Raw genomic sequence first — 16,944 nt, 5'->3', positions numbered from 1 at the left:
GGGTATTTCGCCGTGATCAACTCCCGCCAACATTGTCGTGAGGAGATCGCGAGCGTCCGCCCCGGTCATTCCGCGATGCACCGCTTCAGATTTGCAACACGATGCGCCCGTCGATCGCTTCCTGTTCCATGCGATGGAAGATGTCGTTGATCGCTTCCAGCGGCTCCCACGAAAAGTGGGTCGCGACCTTGCCTTCGCCGGCGAACTCCAGGCATTCGGCCAGATCCTGGCGCGTGCCGACGATGGATCCGCGCACGGTGATGCGGTTGAGTACGGTCTGGAAGATGGGAAGCGGAAAGTCTCCGGGAGGCAGGCCGTTGAGTACCATGGTTCCGCGCCGCCGCAGCATGCCGATCGCCTGCGAGAACGCTTTGGGGGACACGGCCGTCACCAGTGCGCCGTGGACCCCGCCGACTTCGCGCTTCAGGACTTCGCCGGGATCTTCTTGCGCGGCGTTGATCGTGATATCCGCGCCGAGTTTCCTCGCGAGTTCCAGCTTTTGCGGATGCACGTCGATGGCGGCGCAATGCATGCCCATGGCCTTGGCGTATTGCACAGCCAGATGGCCGAGCCCGCCGATGCCGGACACAGCCACCCATTCGCCGGGCTTGACCTCCGTTTCCTTCAGCCCCTTGTAGACGGTGACGCCCGCACACAGGATCGGCGCGGCCGGGCCGAAATCCAGCGTGTCGGGCAGCTGGCCGACATAGGCCGGGTCGGCCGCGACATATTCGGCGAAGCCGCCATTGACCGAGTAGCCGGTGTTCTGCTGCTCGTGACACAGTGTTTCCCAGCCGGTACGGCAATGCGGGCAGTGGCCGCAGGCCGTGTGCAACCACGGCACGCCGATGCGGTCGCCTTCCCGGATGCCCTTGACGTTCTTGCCCACCGCCGCGACGAACCCGACGCCTTCGTGGCCAGGAATGAACGGCGGCTGCGGTTTGACCGGCCAGTCCCCGCGCGCGGCATGCAGATCGGTATGGCAGACCCCGCTCGCCTCGACCTTCATCAGGATCTGGTCCGGTCCGATTTCCGGCACCGGCATCTCCTCGATGGACAATGGCTTGTTGAAAGCGGTGACGACGGCGGCTTTCATCGTTCGCGGCATCTCGTATCTCCTGCGACTTCGCAATTACTGGATTGCGGAGGCATCCGACCTGGAGACTGATGATCCGCAACGGCAACGTCAATATTTACCCATATATCGGGCCTTTGAATTATAGTCACCTTGAGGCGGAATTTCACGCCGGAATGAGAAAGGCCGCCTATCCTCAAGGGTAAGCGGCCTTCTTTTGCTTTGTCAGCACCATCGGGGTGCAGGTAATGTGCGAAACGCAATCTCACTCGGTCAGGCTGACGAGGTCGTTCATCAGCCCCTGAGTGCCGTTGTGGATCGTCAGGCTCTTCACCTTACCGGCGATCCCTTCCAGTGCCTCCAGCTCCTTCAGCCGCAGCATGACCGGGTTTTCGGCCATCACCTTGGCGGTGTTGAGCAGCGAGCGCGTCGCGTTCGTCTCCTCGCGCCGGCGGATGACGTTGGCCTCCGCCTGCTTCTCGGCCGCGACGACCTGGTTGAGGATCTCGCGCATCTCGCCCGGCAGGATCACGTCCTTGATCGCGATCTCGCCGACCTTGAGGCCGATTTCAGCCATGTCGTGCCGCACCTTTTCCAACACCTCGGCGTCGACCGCCGCCTTCGTGGCCAGGATCTGGTCGAGGGTCTGGGCGCCCAGCACCTTGCGAAAGGCAAGCTGCAGGGTGCGGTACAGCGCGGCCGTGAAGTCGCTGACCGAGGTCGCCGCCTTCACCGGATCGGTGACGGTGTATTCCGCCATCAGGTTGATGCGGATCGACACGCGATCCTTGGTCAGGATCTCCTGACCCGCGACGTCCAGCGCCTGACGACGCAGGTCGATGATCGACGCACGCACCTTCCGGCCGACGTCCCAGTAGAGGTGAGTCCCCGGCGACAGCGTCTCGACGTAGGCGCCCTCGATGAAGAGCAGGCCGCACTGGCCCTGTGCCACCTCAAAGGTGCTGACGGGCGCGGACTTGCCTGCCGCCAGCACGTGTCGTGCGGTGCCCTTCGGCACGACGAGGCTCTCGCTCACGTCGAGGTGATCCACATGCCACGGCCCGCAATCGCGCCATACGACCATTCGGGCATCCGGCTTCTGGATGCCGTAGAACTGGCCGTCACGCAGGATGAGAGCGACTTCGTCCGCGCCCGTGCGCACCTCCAGAAGGTGCTCATCAGCCAGTTCGGGACGCCCGCGAAACAGCGCTTTGTCATATGCGGAGACGAATGCCGACCGGGCGAGATCATGCAGTTCGACCACCAACCGGTTCGCCCGGTTCGGCAGCCGGTGTTCGCCCGGCCCGTAGATCCCCATGAACCGACCCTTGTACAGCACGACGGCGCGCTGGCTCTCGGTCAGGATACGCCGCTCGAAACCGAGCAGCCTCTCAATCAGCTTCATAACCATGGGTACTCTCCTTCGTCGTCAGCATCGCTAAGACATGCGCTGCAACGTCCTTTCGTCTGTCTGCCGCCGGCACCATTGCCGGACGGACGGATACCCCGCCGGTTTTGGTCGCGGCGGAATGGGGATTGCCGCTCGTGCTTGTGCGCGAGGGCGAAATGAAATGGACCCGAAGGCCGGTCGACATCGGTCGAAGGCGGGCCGCGACGAGCGGGCAGACGTGGCTCCTGCGCGGGGCTCGGAACAATGGGTTCTCCGCCCGGCGCTAAAGCGCATCTGCCGTCAGCCGCAGGCCGGCCTCCGGCGAAGGTGACTGCCGCTCCTCGCTCCCGCCCGCGCCTTGCGGCGCTTGCGAAAGGTCCGACCGACGGTCACAGATCGGCCCCCGGGCCGCTGTTTCAGGAACACCGTTACAGGGTGTTGCAGGACTCGAACCTGCTTGGCTTTCGCCGTACCGGGTTGGAGGGGGAATCGAACCCCCGACACGCAAATTCAGAGTTTGCTGCTCTACCAGTTGAGCTATCCAGCGAGACATGTTGCCGTGTGGGGCACACTCTCATCCATTCACGCCAGCGGCCGTCGGTACACGGGAACGGCAGAGCCGACCGCGCCGGTCAGGCGAGAGCCTGAACCGCTGTCGTGCCGTGGCAGGTGAACGGAGGGCGGCTTTTATGGCCGCGCCGGTCGCATTGCAAGTTATTACAGAGAAATTGTCACTTTACGCTGAGACATGGTGCATATTTGCAACAAGTGAGGCATGCGCCCAACAATAGTATCCGAGCTGGGTGGATCGTTACGACCGCTCGTCGAGCGCCGCCTTGATTTTCAGAAAATCCCGCCAGGCCAGCCGCTTCTGTATCGGCGTCCTGAGAAGGTAGGCGGGGTGCAGCGTGGCGATCGCCTTGATCTGTCGCGTGCCCGTGTCGTAGCTCAGCCACTTGCCACGAAGCCGCAGGATGCCGTCGTTCGTTCCCGCCAGAAGCTTCGCCGAGGCGCCGCCGAGGAAGACCAGCACGTCCGGATCGACAAGTTCGATCTGCCGGCGGATGAAAGGCTTGCAGATTTCCGCTTCCTGCGGGCTGGGCGTTCGGTTGCCCGGCGGCCGCCAGGGCACGACGTTGGCGATATAGACGTCCGTTCGTTCAAGCCCGATAGCGGTCAGCATGCGGTCCAGCAGTTTGCCGGAACGTCCGACGAAGGGCAGTCCCTGCGCATCTTCCTCGCGGCCCGGCGCCTCGCCGACGAACATCAGTCGCGCCTGGGGGTTTCCGTCCGCGAAGACCAGATTCTTTGCGGTAAGGCGCAGGTTGCAACCTTCAAAACCGGCGAGGTTCGTGCGCAGGTCCTCAAGCGTCTCGGCTTCGGCCGCCTTCTCCCTCGCAGCCATGATCGCCTCGTCCCCCGGAATCGTGGCTCCGGCGGTGGGCGTGATCGGCGCTACAGGCAGTTGACTGGGCGTCGGCCGCGCAAGGCGCGGGGACGAGGGGGAAGCCTGTGCCGCTTGTTCCCCAGGGCGGCCTGCCGCTGCCGGGCGCTGTCCGGCTGCAGGTAGGGGGGCTGCCCGGGGCTTGGGTCTCGCCGCGGCCTTTGCCGTTTCCTCGAAACGGTCGATCGGTTCGTCGCAAAGCGCGCAATCGACGCCGGCCGCGACATAAAAGTCGAGCAGGGCTTCCAGATCGGCGGAGGTCGGGGTGGCGCTCATCCCGGTTTTAATGACGCAGCGCACGGCATAAGGCAAGGCTGTCCCTGCGGCAGGTGTGTTCTATTGTAAAGTCACGGCGCAAACGGCCTGAACCGCATGGAAAAATCGTTGTCCAGCGAGGTCAACTGAGCGCATTGCAGCCCCCGTTGCGGTCATTTAAACAGGGGCGGAAAGACAAACAGGGGAAGTCCGGCAACGACCGGACCGGAGGTGACAGACATGGCCGATGGCGAAGCTCTGCCAGAACGCGAAAGCATGGAATTCGACGTGGTGATCGTGGGGGCGGGGCCTGCGGGGCTTTCGGCCGCGATCCGCCTCAAACAGCTTTCCATGGAAGCCGGCGAAGAGCTTTCGGTGGTCGTTCTGGAAAAGGGGTCCGAGGTTGGCGCCCACATCCTCTCCGGCGCGGTCGTGGATCCTATCGCCATCGACCGACTGATTCCGGGTTGGCGCGACGATGACAGCGCCCCGCTCAAGACCCCCGTCACCAAGGACAAGTTCATGGTGCTGGGGCCGGCCGGTGCGATGAGCCTTCCCAATTTCATGATGCCGCCGCTGATGAACAATCACGGCGCCTACATCGTTTCGCTCGGGAACGTGTGCCGCTGGCTCGCCGGCAAGGCGGAGGAACTGGGCGTCGAGATCTACCCGGGCTTTGCCGCCTCCGAAGTGCTCTATGACGACGAAGGCCGCGTCATCGGCGTCGCGACCGGCGACATGGGGGTGACCCGCGAGGGCGAGCAAGGCCCCAACTACACGCGCGGCATGGCGCTGCTGGGCAAGTACGTCTTCATCGGCGAAGGTGTGCGCGGCTCGCTCGCCAAGCAGCTCATCGCGAAGTACGAACTCGACAAGGGGCGCGATCCGGGGAAGTTCGGCATCGGCCTCAAGGAGCTCTGGCAGGTCGCGCCGGAAAAGCACCAGCAGGGCCTCGTCCAGCACACCTTCGGCTGGCCGCTCGATTCGCGGACCGGCGGCGGATCGTTCCTCTATCATCTGGAGGACAATCAGGTCGCGGTCGGTTTCGTCCTCCACCTCAACTACCAGAACCCGTACCTGTCGCCCTTTGACGAGTTCCAGCGTTTCAAGACGCACCCGGCGATCCGCGAGGTCTTCGAGGGAGGCAAGCGCATCTCCTACGGCGCGCGTGCCATTTCCGAAGGCGGCTGGCAGTCGGTGCCGAAGGTCTGCTTCCCCGGCGGCGTGCTTCTCGGCTGTGCGGCCGGTTTCCTGAACGTGCCGCGCATCAAGGGCACGCACAATGCGATGCTGTCGGGCATGCTGGCGGCGGAGAAGGCGTTCGCGGCGCTCAAGGAAGGCCGCGCGAACGACGAACTTGCCGAGTTCGAGAGCGAATGGCGCGACGGCGATATCGGCAAGGACCTGAAGACGGTCAGGAACGTCAAGCCCCTGTGGTCGAAGCTCGGAACCTGGATCGGCATCGGCCTTGGCGGGCTCGACATGTGGACCAACACGCTGTTCGGTTTCTCGTTCTTTGGCACGCTGAGCCACGGCAAGCCGGACTCAGCGACCCTGAAGCCGGCGGCGGAGTGCAAGCCGATCGACTATCCCAAGCCCGATGGCGTGATCAGCTTCGACAAGCTCTCCTCGGTGTTCCTGTCCAATACCAACCATGAGGAGGACCAGCCGATCCACCTCAAGGTGAAGGACATGGAATTGCAGAAGGCCTCGGAACACGACGTCTATGCCGGTCCGTCCAACCGCTATTGCCCGGCCGGCGTCTACGAGTGGATCGAGGAAGGCGCGGACGCGCCGCGCTTCCAGATCAACGCGCAGAACTGCGTCCACTGCAAGACCTGCGACATCAAGGATCCGAACCAGAACATCACCTGGACGGTGCCGGAAGGCGGAGGCGGACCGAACTACCCGAATATGTGAGAGGCGCGCGTCGCGAGCCGCGAATGGTCCTCTCCGGATCCACAAGCCCCGCCGGTTTGCCGGTGGGGCTTTCTTGTCTGTTGTGGGTAAAGGTCCGCTACTGGATCTCGCGGAATTCAATGCAGAAAAAAATGATTGTCCGGGTGTTCTTTCCCTGCGGAGCGGGCTTGCGGCTGGCTGCCTACTCGGCTGCCTGCTCCGCGTTCCCGATCGCCTGTGCTTCCACTGCGGCAAAAGCCGACATGTTAACGACGCCGCGCGAGGTGACCGACGGCGTGAGAATGTGCGCGGGCCTCGCGCCGCCGAGCAGGATCGGGCCGACATGGAGCGCGTCGGTCATCACCTTCAGCAGGTTGAGGGCGATGTTGGCGGCTTCCAGCGAGGGGAAGACAAGAAGGTTCGCGGCGCCTTCCAGCTTCGAATCCGACACGACGCGAGCGCGCAGCTCCTCCGACAACGCCGCATCGCCGTGCATCTCGCCGTCCACTTCCAGATCCGGCGCCACGTTCCACAGCAGATCGACGGCCGCGCGCATCTTCTTCGACGAGTCGCAATTGCGCGATCCGAAATTCGAGCTGGACAGCAGCGCGACCTTCGGCGTGATTCCGAAACGGGCGATCTGGCCGGCCGCAAGCAGCGTCATCTCCGCCACTTCCTCCGCCGTCGGATTGTCGGTGACATAGGTGTCGGTCAGGAAGTAGGCGCCGCTGGCGTTGATCAGCAGCGACATGGTGGAGAGCGCGCGTACACCGGCCGCTCGGCCGATGACCTGTTCGATCATCATGCGGTGTCGGTCGAACCGCCCGTCGAGGCCGCAGATCAGTGCGTCGGCATCTCCACGGCGCACCGCCAGCGCACCGATGGCGGTGGTGTTGCCGCGCACGAGCCGTCGCGCGCCTTCGGGCGTCACGCCCTTGCGGCCGACGCAGCAAAGCAGCTCGTCCACATAGTCCCGATAGCGCGGATCGTCCTCCGGGTTGATGAAGTCGAAATCCGCGCCGGGACGAATGTGCAGGCCGAACCGCTCGCAGCGCGTGGCAAGAACGCTCGGCCGCCCGATCAGGATCGGCTTGGCGGTTCCGTCCTCGATCAATACCTGGGCCGCACGCAGCACGCGTTCGTCTTCGCCATCGGCATAAATGACGCGCTTGGCGTCCAGCTTGGCGGCGGCAAATACCGGCTTCATGATCAGCCCGGAACGGAAGACGAAGCGGTTGAGCTGATCGAGATAGGCCTCGAAATCCTCGATCGGCCGGCGCGCCACGCCGCTTTCCATCGCGGCCTTCGCTACAGCCGGCGCGATCCGCAGGATGAGGCGCTGGTCGAAGGGGGAGGGGATCAGGTAGGTCGGTCCGAAGACTGGCGTGTTGCCGCCATAGGCCTGGGCGGCGGCTTCCGAAGGCTCTTCCTTGGCAAGCTCCGCGATCGCGGTAGCGGCGGCGAGCTTCATTTCCTCGTTGATCGTCGTTGCGCCCACATCGAGCGCCCCGCGGAAGATGTGCGGAAAACACAGGACGTTGTTCACCTGGTTGGGGTAGTCGGAACGCCCGGTGCACATCATGGCATCGTCGCGCACCTCTGCGACCTGTTCCGGCATGATTTCCGGGTTCGGGTTGGCAAGCGCCAGGATAAGCGGCCTGTCCGCCATGCGCGCCACCATGTCGGGCTTCAGCACGCCGCCGGCGGAAACGCCGAGGAAGATGTCCGCTCCGTCGATCACTTCGCCGAGTTTGCGCTTGTCGGTCTTGCGCACGAACTTCGATTTCCATTCGTCCATGAGCTCGGCACGGCCCTCGTAGACGACGCCGGCCAGATCCGTGACCCAGATGTTCTCAAGACTTGCGCCCAGCGACACCAGCAGGTTCAGGCAGGCGAGCGCCGCCGCACCGGCGCCCGAGGCGACGATCTTGACCTTGGAAATGTCCTTGCCGGTGAATTCCATGGCGTTGCGCACGGCCGCCGCCACGATGATCGCCGTTCCGTGCTGGTCGTCGTGGAAGACCGGAATGTTCATCTTCTCGCGCAGGCGTGCCTCGACCTGGAAGCATTCCGGCGCCTTGATGTCCTCAAGGTTGATGCCGCCGAAGGTCGGCTCCAGAGCGGAGATGACGTCGACCATTCGGTCGACCTCCTTGGCGTCGATCTCGATGTCGAAGACATCGATGCCGGCGAATTTCTTGAACAGGACCGCCTTGCCTTCCATCACCGGCTTGGAGGCCAACGGGCCGATCGAACCCAGACCGAGCACCGCCGTGCCGTTGGAAACGACGGCGACGAGATTGCCCCGACTGGTGAAGTCGGCAGCCAGGTCCGGATTGTCTGCGATCGCCCGGCAGGGGGCGGCGACGCCCGGCGAATAGGCGAGCGCCAGATCCCGCTGGTTGCCGAGCGGCTTGGTTGCCTGGATCTCGAGTTTCCCGGGACGCGGATAGCGGTGATAGAAAAGCGCAGCCTCTTCGAGCTCGCTGATCTGCGTGGGCGATTGATCCATGACGTGCCTGCTTCGTTATGCGGGAATTTTGCCGCACCTTAGAACAAGCTGCCGCGCTATGGAAACGGAGGCATCACGCAAAATGCCGAAAACGAAGTGGTTTTTCGGCGTCCGCGCCTGGGGCGGATGCTTCAGTGCTCGAATGTGCCGGGCCGGCGGGCATGAACGATCAGGCGAAGCAGCATGTAGGCGACGACCGAATTGAGTGCGTGCCACATGAAATGCGTGCCGATCGGAAACCAGTCGCAGACCGCGTAATCCATCGTTCGCAAGCTCAGCGAGAGCGTGAACATCAGCCCCGTCATGATCATGCCGGTACCGATCTTGCGGCGGTACGGGAGAGTGACGAGGCCGACGCCGAACAGCGCGAGGAGCGCGGGCGCATAGCCGGCCGACGTGCCGATGACGTGTTGCAGGCTCATCGAGACCGCAAGCGAAACGGCGATGAAAGCCGCTGTCACCCAGATCGTGGTGATGAGGCGCAATGCCAGGAACCGCATGATTGCGATGAAGAAGCTCGCATAAATGAACAGGCCGATCGGCAGAACGTCGGCGATGGCGGTCAGACGCGAAGGGGTGGTGTGGTACAGGAACGAACCGATGCCCATCAGGACAGTGAGCGCGATGAGCAGCAGAACCGGATAGTCACGCGGGCCCTTGCGCGGCAAGAGCCAAAAAATACCGATCGCCGTCGCGATGAAGGCAATGTTTGAAACGGCATTGGCGGGCTCGGCCCAGAACGAAGCGTCGATGCGCTCGCAATACTCGCTGACCCTCAGCCCCGGATTCATTCGACACTTTCCCGCTGGAAATCTTCGCGCCATGACCGTCACGCCGGAAATCGTTCTGAAAAGGAACGAAAGTCCATGCGCGCGCTACTATTGACGCCAAGCGTCCCTTATTGTTTTCCAAGGGGCCATTTTGCGCCGTTGGCAGCAAAGCTGACAAGCTCTCTCTCAGGAGATTTCGTCGCATGGGGGAGGTATTCACTGCGATGGCGCTTGTGAGCCGCTTTTTCCGCGCCGGGATGGCGGCCTGCCGGTGGTAGACGGTATGCTGCCTGCCGTCGCGGCGGGTTTAAGGTCGCGAAGGCGGCAAGCTCAGTTCTGATACGGAAAAACCGGAATTCCATGAATCATCTCGACGAAAGCCGTCCTTTCATCCCTGTGCGCATTGCGGTGCTGACGGTCTCCGACACCCGATCCCTTGATGAGGATCGCTCCGGCGCTGCACTTGCCGCGAGGATCGTGGAGGCCGGCCATGTGCTTACGACCCGCGATATCGTGCAAGACGAGATCGGCGCTATTAGCGCGATCGTGAAGACCTGGATTGCCGACGAGGGGATCGACGTGATCATCACCACCGGTGGAACGGGCTTCACCGGCCGTGACGTGACGCCGGAAGCGATCGAGCCGCTGTTCGAGAAGCGCATGGACGGCTTCTCGCAGGTCTTCCACCGCATTTCCTACGACAAGATCGGCACATCCACCGTGCAGTCGAGGGCGACCGGCGGGGTGGCGAACGCGACCTACATCTTCGTGCTGCCCGGCTCTCCCGGCGCCTGCAAGGACGCCTGGGACGGCATTCTCAAGGCCCAGCTCGATTATCGTCACATGCCGTGCAATTTCGTGGAGATCATGCCGCGCCTTGATGAGCATCTGAAGCGCGGCAAGCTGCGTGAGGCGTGAGGCGTGAGGCGAAGGCGCGCGGCGCCCTCGCCTGGGCTCTTTAACCCTCGATCCGGGAGAAATCGGCCACCGTCATCGTGGCTTCGCGGATCTCGTTCAGGAGCTTCAGCCGGTTCTCGCGAACCGTCATGTCTTCGGCGTTGACGAGGATTTCTTCGAAGAACCGGTCGACAGGCGCGCGCAGCTTGGCGAGCGCCGTCATGGCGGCGGCGAAATCCTCGTGCTTCACTGCCTGCTCGGCTTCCGCGCGTGCGGCATCGACCGCGGCGGCGAGGTCGATCTCTGCCTGTTCGACGAGATGATCGGCGTGCGGCTTGCCCGAGTAGGTCTTCTCGAACTTCTTTTCCTCAATCCGCAGAATGTTCGTCGCCCGCTTGGTGCCGGCGAGAAGCGAAGCGCCATCTTCCGTTTCCAGGAAGTGGCCGAGCGCCTCCACCCGCTTGACGACCATCAGCAGGTCGTCCTGGCCGGGCAGGGCGAACACGGCGTCGATCAGATCGTGCCGTGCGCCTTCCTCGCGCAGGTGCACCTTCAGCCGGTCGGCGAAGAAGGAGAGAAGATCTCCCGCCTCGGCGAAATCAGGCCGGGCCTTTTCAAAGATCTTGAGAAGCGGCAGTCGCAGCCCGTTTGCCAGCACGATGCGGATCACGCCCAGCGCGGCGCGGCGCAGCGCGTAAGGGTCCTTGGAGCCGGTCGGCTTTTCGTCGATCGCCCAGAAACCGGTGAGAAGATCAAGCTTGTCGGCGAGCGCCACCGCGATCGCCACCGGATCGACGGGCACCTCGTCGGACGGCCCCTGCGGCTTGTAGTGCTGCTCGATGGCGTTGGCGACCGCCGCGTCCTCGCCCTGGTGGGTGGCGTAGTAGCGCCCCATCAGGCCCTGCACTTCCGGGAACTCGTAGACCATGTGGCTGACGAGATCGGCTTTGGAGAGATGGGCGGCGCGCGTCGCCTTGTCGGCGTCCGCTCCCACCCGCGGCGCGATCGCCGCGCTCAGCGCTTCCATGCGCTTGACGCGCGCGCCTAGCGTTCCGAGCTTTTCGTGGAAGACGATGCTTTCCAGCTTCGCCACGTTGTCCGCCAGCCGGGTCTTCAGGTCACTGTCCCAGAAGAACTTGGCGTCCGACAACCGGGCGCGGATCACCTTTTCGTTGCCCGCGATGATCGCGGCTCCCCCGTCGGCGGCCTCCAGATTGGAACCCAGCACGAAGCAATTGGCGAGGCGCCCCGTCGCTGGGTCCTTCATCACGAAGCATTTCTGGTTGGCACGGATCGTGGCGCGGATCACCTCGTCGGGGACCTCGAGGAAAGCCTCGTCGAAGGAGCCGACCAGAACCACCGGCCATTCGACAAGTCCCGCGACCTCGTCCAGCAGCCCGGCGTCCTCCACCAGTTCCAGCCCCAGCGCGAGCGCCCGGTCGCGCGCATCGTGGGCGATGATGTCCTTGCGCCGATCCGCATCGAGCACGACCTTCGCCTTCTCCAGCTTCGGCACGTAATCGTCGAAACGGCGCACCTCAAAGGCGTCGGGCGCCAGGAAACGATGGCCTTTGGTCGTGTTGCCGCTGGAAACCCCTTCGATATCGACCGTGATGACGTCAGGCTCTTCCGTTTCCGGCCCGAAAGTACAAAGGATCGAGTGAAGCGGCCGCACCCAGCGCAAGGAGCCCGGTTCGCTCGAGGCCGCGCCCCAGCGCATCGATTTCGGCCAGGGGAACTTGCGGATCGTCTCGGCGACGATCGTCGAGATCACCTCGGCCGCTTCACGACCGGGCTTCTCGATGACGGCGACATAGAAGTCGCCCTTCTTCGGGTCGGAGACGACCTTGGCCTCGTCGATGGAGGAGAGCCCGGCGCCGCGCAGAAATCCCTCAAGCGCCTTTTCCGGAGCACCCACACGAGGGCCCTTGCGTTCCTCACGCGTTTGCGGAGAGCGTGTCGGCAATCCGGCCACCTGCAACGCCAGTCGGCGCGGTGTGGCGAAGGCCTTTGCGCCTTCATAGACAAGACCCGCATCAACAAGCGCGTTGGTGACCATGGACTTCAGGTCTTCCGCGGCGCGACGTTGCATGCGCGCCGGGATTTCCTCGCAGAACAGTTCGAGGAGGAGATCGGACATCGGGTTCGCTTTCGGGGCACGATGAATGAGAATTCAAGGACAGTCGGTTAGCAAGTTGCGCTCGCCTTGTCACGTCTCTCGGCCCGCTTGCGTGAAAGCCGTATCAAAACTGGCCGCGCGTGGCCGGTCATGCACTGGTATGCCCGCGTTTGGGGAACGGGCGATTTCACTTCGAAATGCGTCTCGATTCAGTGTCTTGCGTCAGTAAGTATAAACAACTATTCGAAATTGATAGTAATGATACCTATTATTATGAATTTACACATGTAAAACGATTTCCTTATATGTGTTGATGTGCCGCGATTATCAATGACAGATCGAAGTAAGGCCATGCTGCGATTCAAGCGCTATTTCTATGTCGTTCGTTTCGCGTCACGGGCATTGCGCGATGCAATCGTTCTCGTGATCGTGAGCATTCCGCTGCTGATCGCGGCGGCCTATTTCGACTTGTTCGATCTGCTCTTCTGGTACACGCGCACGCATGAAGCCTGGCAGCTCGACGAGTTGTTGTCCGCAGGTTTTGTGGTCGGTCTCGCCGCAGTGATCTACGCGGCAAGGCGCGTGGCCGATCTCAGGACGGAAATCCGCCTGCGCCGTGCGGCAGAGAGTGCCGTGGTACGCCTGACCCTGCACGATGCGCTGACGGGGTTGCCCAACCGCTACAAGTTCGAGCGGCTTTTCGCGGCCGCCATTCGCGAAGTCGCCGAGAGCCCGCGTGCGGTCATGGTTCTCAAGGTCGACGCGTTCAATCACGTGAACGACACCTACGGCCATGCGGTCGGCGACAATCTGCTTCTGGCGGTGGCAGGCCGCCTCGAAATGGCAATCGGCGCAGAGGGCGTTGTCGCGCGGATCGGGGCGAACGAATTCGCTCTCGTGACGAAGCCGCTCCAGCACGAAATCGACATATCCCGGTTGGTTCAGCATCTGATCCTGACGATGGAGGATCCTTTCCGGGTACTGGGCAACGAGGTGATGATCTCCGTCAGTATCGGTGTCGCGCGCTATCCGCTGGATGGGCGTACGTCGCCACAGCTCCTTCGCCGGGCGGATGTGGCAAGGCGCAAGCAGAAGGGCAAGGGGCGCTCTCACTATGCGCTTTTCGAAGAGCGGATGGAGCGCGCGATCACGGATTTTGCACGCATGGAAAGCGCCCTGCGCACGGCGATTTCACAAGACCGGATCGTTCCCTACTTCCAGCCTATTCAGGATCTTGAAACCGGGCGTACGATTGCTTTCGAGTGCCTTGCCCGCTGGAACGACCCCGAATTGGGATGGGTGCGTCCCGACAGGTTCATCTCGCTTGCCGAGGAGAGTGGACAGATCGGACGGCTGAGCGACCGCCTTTTGCGCAAGGCGTGCGCCGCGGCACGCGGTTGGCCGAAAGATATCAGCTTGTCCTTCAACATATCCGGTTTGCAGCTTCGCGAACGCTCGCTCGGCCTCGATATCCTGTCCGTGTTGGGGGAACTGGGATTCAATCCGGCCCGGCTGGAACTGGAAATCACCGAAACGGCCCTCGTGCGCGATGTTCCGGTGGCGCGCGAAAGCCTGGATATCCTCTCCAGCACGGGCGTTCGTGTCGCGCTGGACGATTTCGGCACGGGGCATTCGAGCCTGCGCTACATCTGCGACTTCCCGATCCACAAGCTCAAGATCGACCAGTCCTTCGTGCGCACCATGTGCAAGCGTTTCGAAAGCGAGCAGATCATTTCCGCCGTGCTTGGCCTCGCGCACGGTATGGGTATCACCGCCACGGCGGAGGGCATCGAGGACGAAGCCCAGATGCTCGCGCTCAAGCGTCTGGGCTGCGATTTCGGACAGGGCTACCTCATCGGCAGACCGATGCCTGCAGAGGCTGTCGCCGGCTACCTGCAGGGACAGGCGGAGTATCAACGCCAGCGCCTGAGCGCCTGACGCGGCATTGTGAAAGCCTCGTTACCAGCCGCCGCCACCTCCGCCGCCGCCGCCGCCGCCTGCACCACCGCCACCACCGCCGCCGCCTCCACCGGAAAACCCGGAGGAAGAAGATTTCGGTGTCGGCAGCGATGAGGTGAACGACTGCGACATCGCGTTGACCGTGTTGGTCATGGTGGCGCCGAAGGTTTCCGGTGCGAAGCTGTGTCCGTGATACCAGAGCGGGCTGTAGGCGGCGCTTGCAGTTGTGGCCGCCGCGGCACTTGTCAGCCAGTTCTGAAAGGCTTCCGACCACGGCTTTTCGACCTTCAGCGCCACCGCATAGGGCAGCAGGGTCTCGAACCGCGTCGGCGACATTTCGGGCACCTCATTCATGTTGAGACGTTCCCGCTCGGCCACCGAAAGATAGAGCTTCAAGCCTTCAAGCTGGTCCATCATCGCCCTGCCATGCGCGGTGGGTGCGCTCATGAGATAATAGAACAGGACATTCACGCAGAGCAGCGCGACGATGGCGACGATCACCAGCGGCGTTCCGCCCATCGTGAAAGCAATGCTGAAGATCTGCGCGCCGACACCGCTCATGAAGATGACGACCATGGCGCCGATAAGGATGAACTGGAGCGCCCCCGCGACGGACCGGTTGCGGATGACGTCGATACCGATCCGCACAACGGTGATCGTGAGCACCGTTACAACGATCGTAACGATCGCCAGAAAGACGAGGTCCGGTTCCGCGAGATCGCCGAATACCACGATCAGGAGGACAGCCAGGATACTGAGGCCAAGGCCCGGCAGCCAGTGCGCCACATTGGCCTTGAAAAAACGGTTGCGGTTTTCCGCGGCAATCGCGGCGCGGAACCGGGAGCCCAGTGTCTGGACCCTGGCGCCGTTCTTCTTGGAAAGCGTGAGTGGCCTGTTGCCCAGGACCTTCATGATCGCGGCTTCGCCGGGGGGCAGGTGTTCGATCCCGTCCTTCTTGCCTGTCGGCCTCAACGTGAGCCTGGAACCAATGCCAAACTGCTCCAACCGGCCTTCGGCCACGAGTTCCAGATAGCCTTTCACGGCCAGACTGATGCTTGCGGCCGACAAGGCTCGCCAGCCGGCACCGGAAAAGCCGAGATTGTGAATGTAGTCCGCCAAAGCCGGAGAGACGCCTTCCGGCGCCTCGAAGAGCGGGATGATCGTACCCGCGCGCGGATCGCGGCCAACGCGCAGCCACGCCCAGACGAAATAGATCACGACGAGGGTGAACCCGCCGATGGCGAGAATTTCGTCACGGTGATCGAGAAAAAAAAAGCCCGCCCTGTCGCTTGCCGTCGGCCTTGCGATGCTTCCCTTCGGCAGGGCGACGACGACGGAGAAACCTTCGGTAGCCGCAAGCCGGCGCGTTGTGGAGAAGACCAGCGTCTTGCCGCCGTCTTCCGGCGAGGCTGTCCAGTCGGTGCCCTTTTCGCCGTAGCGCCCGGTAAAGGCCGTCCACTTCGTGGCTGCCACTCCGTCCGGAAGCATGACGCGCGCCGTGGCCTGGTCAATCGGAAAGGCCCATTCCTGCCCCGTGACATTCCAGTAGAGTTCGTCGTGATCCTCGAAGAAGCGGATCTGGCGCGTCGTTTCGTAGGTTATCTCGAAGGTGTGAGCACGGTTGGCGAGGGTCGCGTTCGGATCTCCGATATAGATGCGGATGCCGTCGCCGTTCCGGTTTTCCTTGTATTCCTCGTCATGCCCGTCGCGCTTTATCGACACCAGATGAAAGCCGGCCTTGTGGCGCGCGCCGGCCGCGTCTTCAAACACCAATGGAAAGTCGCGGTAGATGCCGCGCCTGATCTGGTCGCCTTCCGCATTGGCCGTGATGGTCTCGGTGACAAGAAGCGTTCCATCCGGTTTCACCCGGATGGTGCTGGTGTAGTCGGTGATCCGTTCCTCGGCCCGGGCCGGGCCCGCCGCGATCGCCAGGGTGCCGCCCAGCAGCACGAGCAAGGTGGCACAAAGGCTGCCCAGGGCGCGCAGTCGCCCCGGCCGGCGGAGTTGGGAAAAAGGCATTGTGCTACCTGCTGCCGAAGCTGACTTGAGGGGTCGCGCGCTCGCTGGCGTCCTCGATCTCGAAATAGTCCTCCTTGGAGAAGCCGAACTGGCCGGCCACGAGATTCGAGGGAAAGGACTCCACCATCACGTTCAGATCGCGTACCGCGCCGTTGTAATAGCGCCGCGCCATCTGGAGCTCGTGTTCGACCTTTTCCAGCGTGTTTTGCAATTCCAGGAAATTGTTGGACGCCTTGAGGTCGGGGTAGCTTTCGGCAACCGCGAGCAGTCTGCCGAGCGCCGCTCCCAGCATGCCTTCGGCCTGGGCCCGCGCCGTAACGTCGCCGGAGGGAACGTTGCCCGCCTGCGCCCGCATCTCGGTGACCGCAGCGAGCGTGTCGCGCTCGTGCGTCATGTACCCCTTCACCGTCTCCACCAGGTTCGGGATCAGGTCAAAACGGCGTTTGAGCTGAACGTCGATGCCGCTCCAGCCCTCACGTACCATCTGCCTCTGGCGCACCAGGCGATTGTAGAGGGATATGACATAGACGGCGATCGCCACGATGACGGCGAGGACGATCCAAGTGGTCATGAAGAGGCTCTCCAATGGGCCAAGGCCAAGGGAA

Annotated in this window: 11 protein-coding genes and 1 tRNA gene; 3 read left to right on the top strand and 9 right to left on the bottom strand. The window is 62.9% G+C overall.

Annotation, left to right across the window (positions count from 1 at the left end):
* Nucleotides 1-85 precede the first annotated feature (85 nt).
* From adhP to C8N35_RS01270, 4 genes are all read right to left on the bottom strand, one after another.
* Nucleotides 86-1,108, bottom strand: a complete 1,023-nt coding sequence (gene adhP, locus C8N35_RS01285; protein ID WP_107987819.1) for an alcohol dehydrogenase AdhP — start codon at nt 1,106-1,108, stop codon at nt 86-88.
* Between the two features lie 232 nt (nt 1,109-1,340).
* The gene (locus C8N35_RS01280) at nt 1,341-2,486 is read right to left on the bottom strand and encodes a slipin family protein (protein ID WP_342753474.1); all 1,146 of its coding nucleotides are present in this window, start codon (nt 2,484-2,486) and stop codon (nt 1,341-1,343) included.
* Nucleotides 2,487-2,942: 456 nt separating this feature from the next.
* Nucleotides 2,943-3,009: transfer RNA gene (locus C8N35_RS01275), tRNA-Gln, on the bottom strand.
* A 267-nt stretch (nt 3,010-3,276) separates the two neighbouring features.
* The gene (locus C8N35_RS01270) at nt 3,277-4,185 is read right to left on the bottom strand and encodes a uracil-DNA glycosylase (protein ID WP_107987818.1); all 909 of its coding nucleotides are present in this window, start codon (nt 4,183-4,185) and stop codon (nt 3,277-3,279) included.
* A gap of 219 nt (nt 4,186-4,404) precedes the next feature.
* Between C8N35_RS01270 and C8N35_RS01265 the strand changes: the two genes are divergently transcribed.
* Nucleotides 4,405-6,084 (top strand): electron transfer flavoprotein-ubiquinone oxidoreductase, encoded by a 1,680-nt coding sequence (locus C8N35_RS01265; RefSeq protein WP_107987817.1) that lies wholly within the window; start codon nt 4,405-4,407, stop codon nt 6,082-6,084.
* A 181-nt stretch (nt 6,085-6,265) separates the two neighbouring features.
* On the opposite strand, the gene C8N35_RS01260 is transcribed toward C8N35_RS01265, so the two are convergent.
* Nucleotides 6,266-8,575, bottom strand: a complete 2,310-nt coding sequence (locus C8N35_RS01260; RefSeq protein ID WP_107987816.1) for an NADP-dependent malic enzyme — start codon at nt 8,573-8,575, stop codon at nt 6,266-6,268.
* Nucleotides 8,576-8,706: 131 nt separating this feature from the next.
* Nucleotides 8,707-9,366 (bottom strand): ceramidase domain-containing protein, encoded by a 660-nt coding sequence (locus tag C8N35_RS01255; RefSeq protein WP_170121982.1) that lies wholly within the window; start codon nt 9,364-9,366, stop codon nt 8,707-8,709.
* Nucleotides 9,367-9,705: 339 nt separating this feature from the next.
* Here C8N35_RS01255 and moaB point away from each other — a divergent pair, with 339 nt between their 5' ends.
* Entirely contained in the window at nt 9,706-10,263 is a 558-nt protein-coding gene (gene moaB / locus C8N35_RS01250; RefSeq protein ID WP_107987814.1) for a molybdenum cofactor biosynthesis protein B, read from the top strand.
* 40 nt (nt 10,264-10,303) lie between these two features.
* On the opposite strand, the gene glyS is transcribed toward moaB, so the two are convergent.
* Nucleotides 10,304-12,382, bottom strand: coding sequence for a glycine--tRNA ligase subunit beta (gene glyS, locus C8N35_RS01245; RefSeq protein ID WP_107987813.1), 2,079 nt, complete (start codon nt 12,380-12,382; stop codon nt 10,304-10,306).
* A gap of 330 nt (nt 12,383-12,712) precedes the next feature.
* Between glyS and C8N35_RS01240 the strand changes: the two genes are divergently transcribed.
* Nucleotides 12,713-14,299 (top strand): putative bifunctional diguanylate cyclase/phosphodiesterase, encoded by a 1,587-nt coding sequence (locus tag C8N35_RS01240; protein WP_170121981.1) that lies wholly within the window; start codon nt 12,713-12,715, stop codon nt 14,297-14,299.
* Between the two features lie 21 nt (nt 14,300-14,320).
* Here C8N35_RS01240 and C8N35_RS01235 read toward each other — a convergent pair whose 3' ends face one another.
* Complete coding sequence (locus C8N35_RS01235; protein ID WP_107987811.1) at nt 14,321-16,339, bottom strand: DUF2207 domain-containing protein; 2,019 nt, start codon at nt 16,337-16,339, stop codon at nt 14,321-14,323.
* A gap of 4 nt (nt 16,340-16,343) precedes the next feature.
* Complete coding sequence (locus C8N35_RS01230) at nt 16,344-16,910, bottom strand: LemA family protein (RefSeq protein ID WP_107987810.1); 567 nt, start codon at nt 16,908-16,910, stop codon at nt 16,344-16,346.
* Nucleotides 16,911-16,944: the final 34 nt, after the last annotated feature.

It is taken from the genome of Breoghania corrubedonensis (assembly GCF_003053845.1).
In the GTDB taxonomy this organism is placed as follows: Bacteria; Pseudomonadota; Alphaproteobacteria; order Rhizobiales; family Stappiaceae; genus Breoghania; species Breoghania corrubedonensis.
The sequence above is the reverse complement of the archived record's forward strand: the minus strand, read 5'-3'. Positions and strand labels throughout refer to the sequence as shown.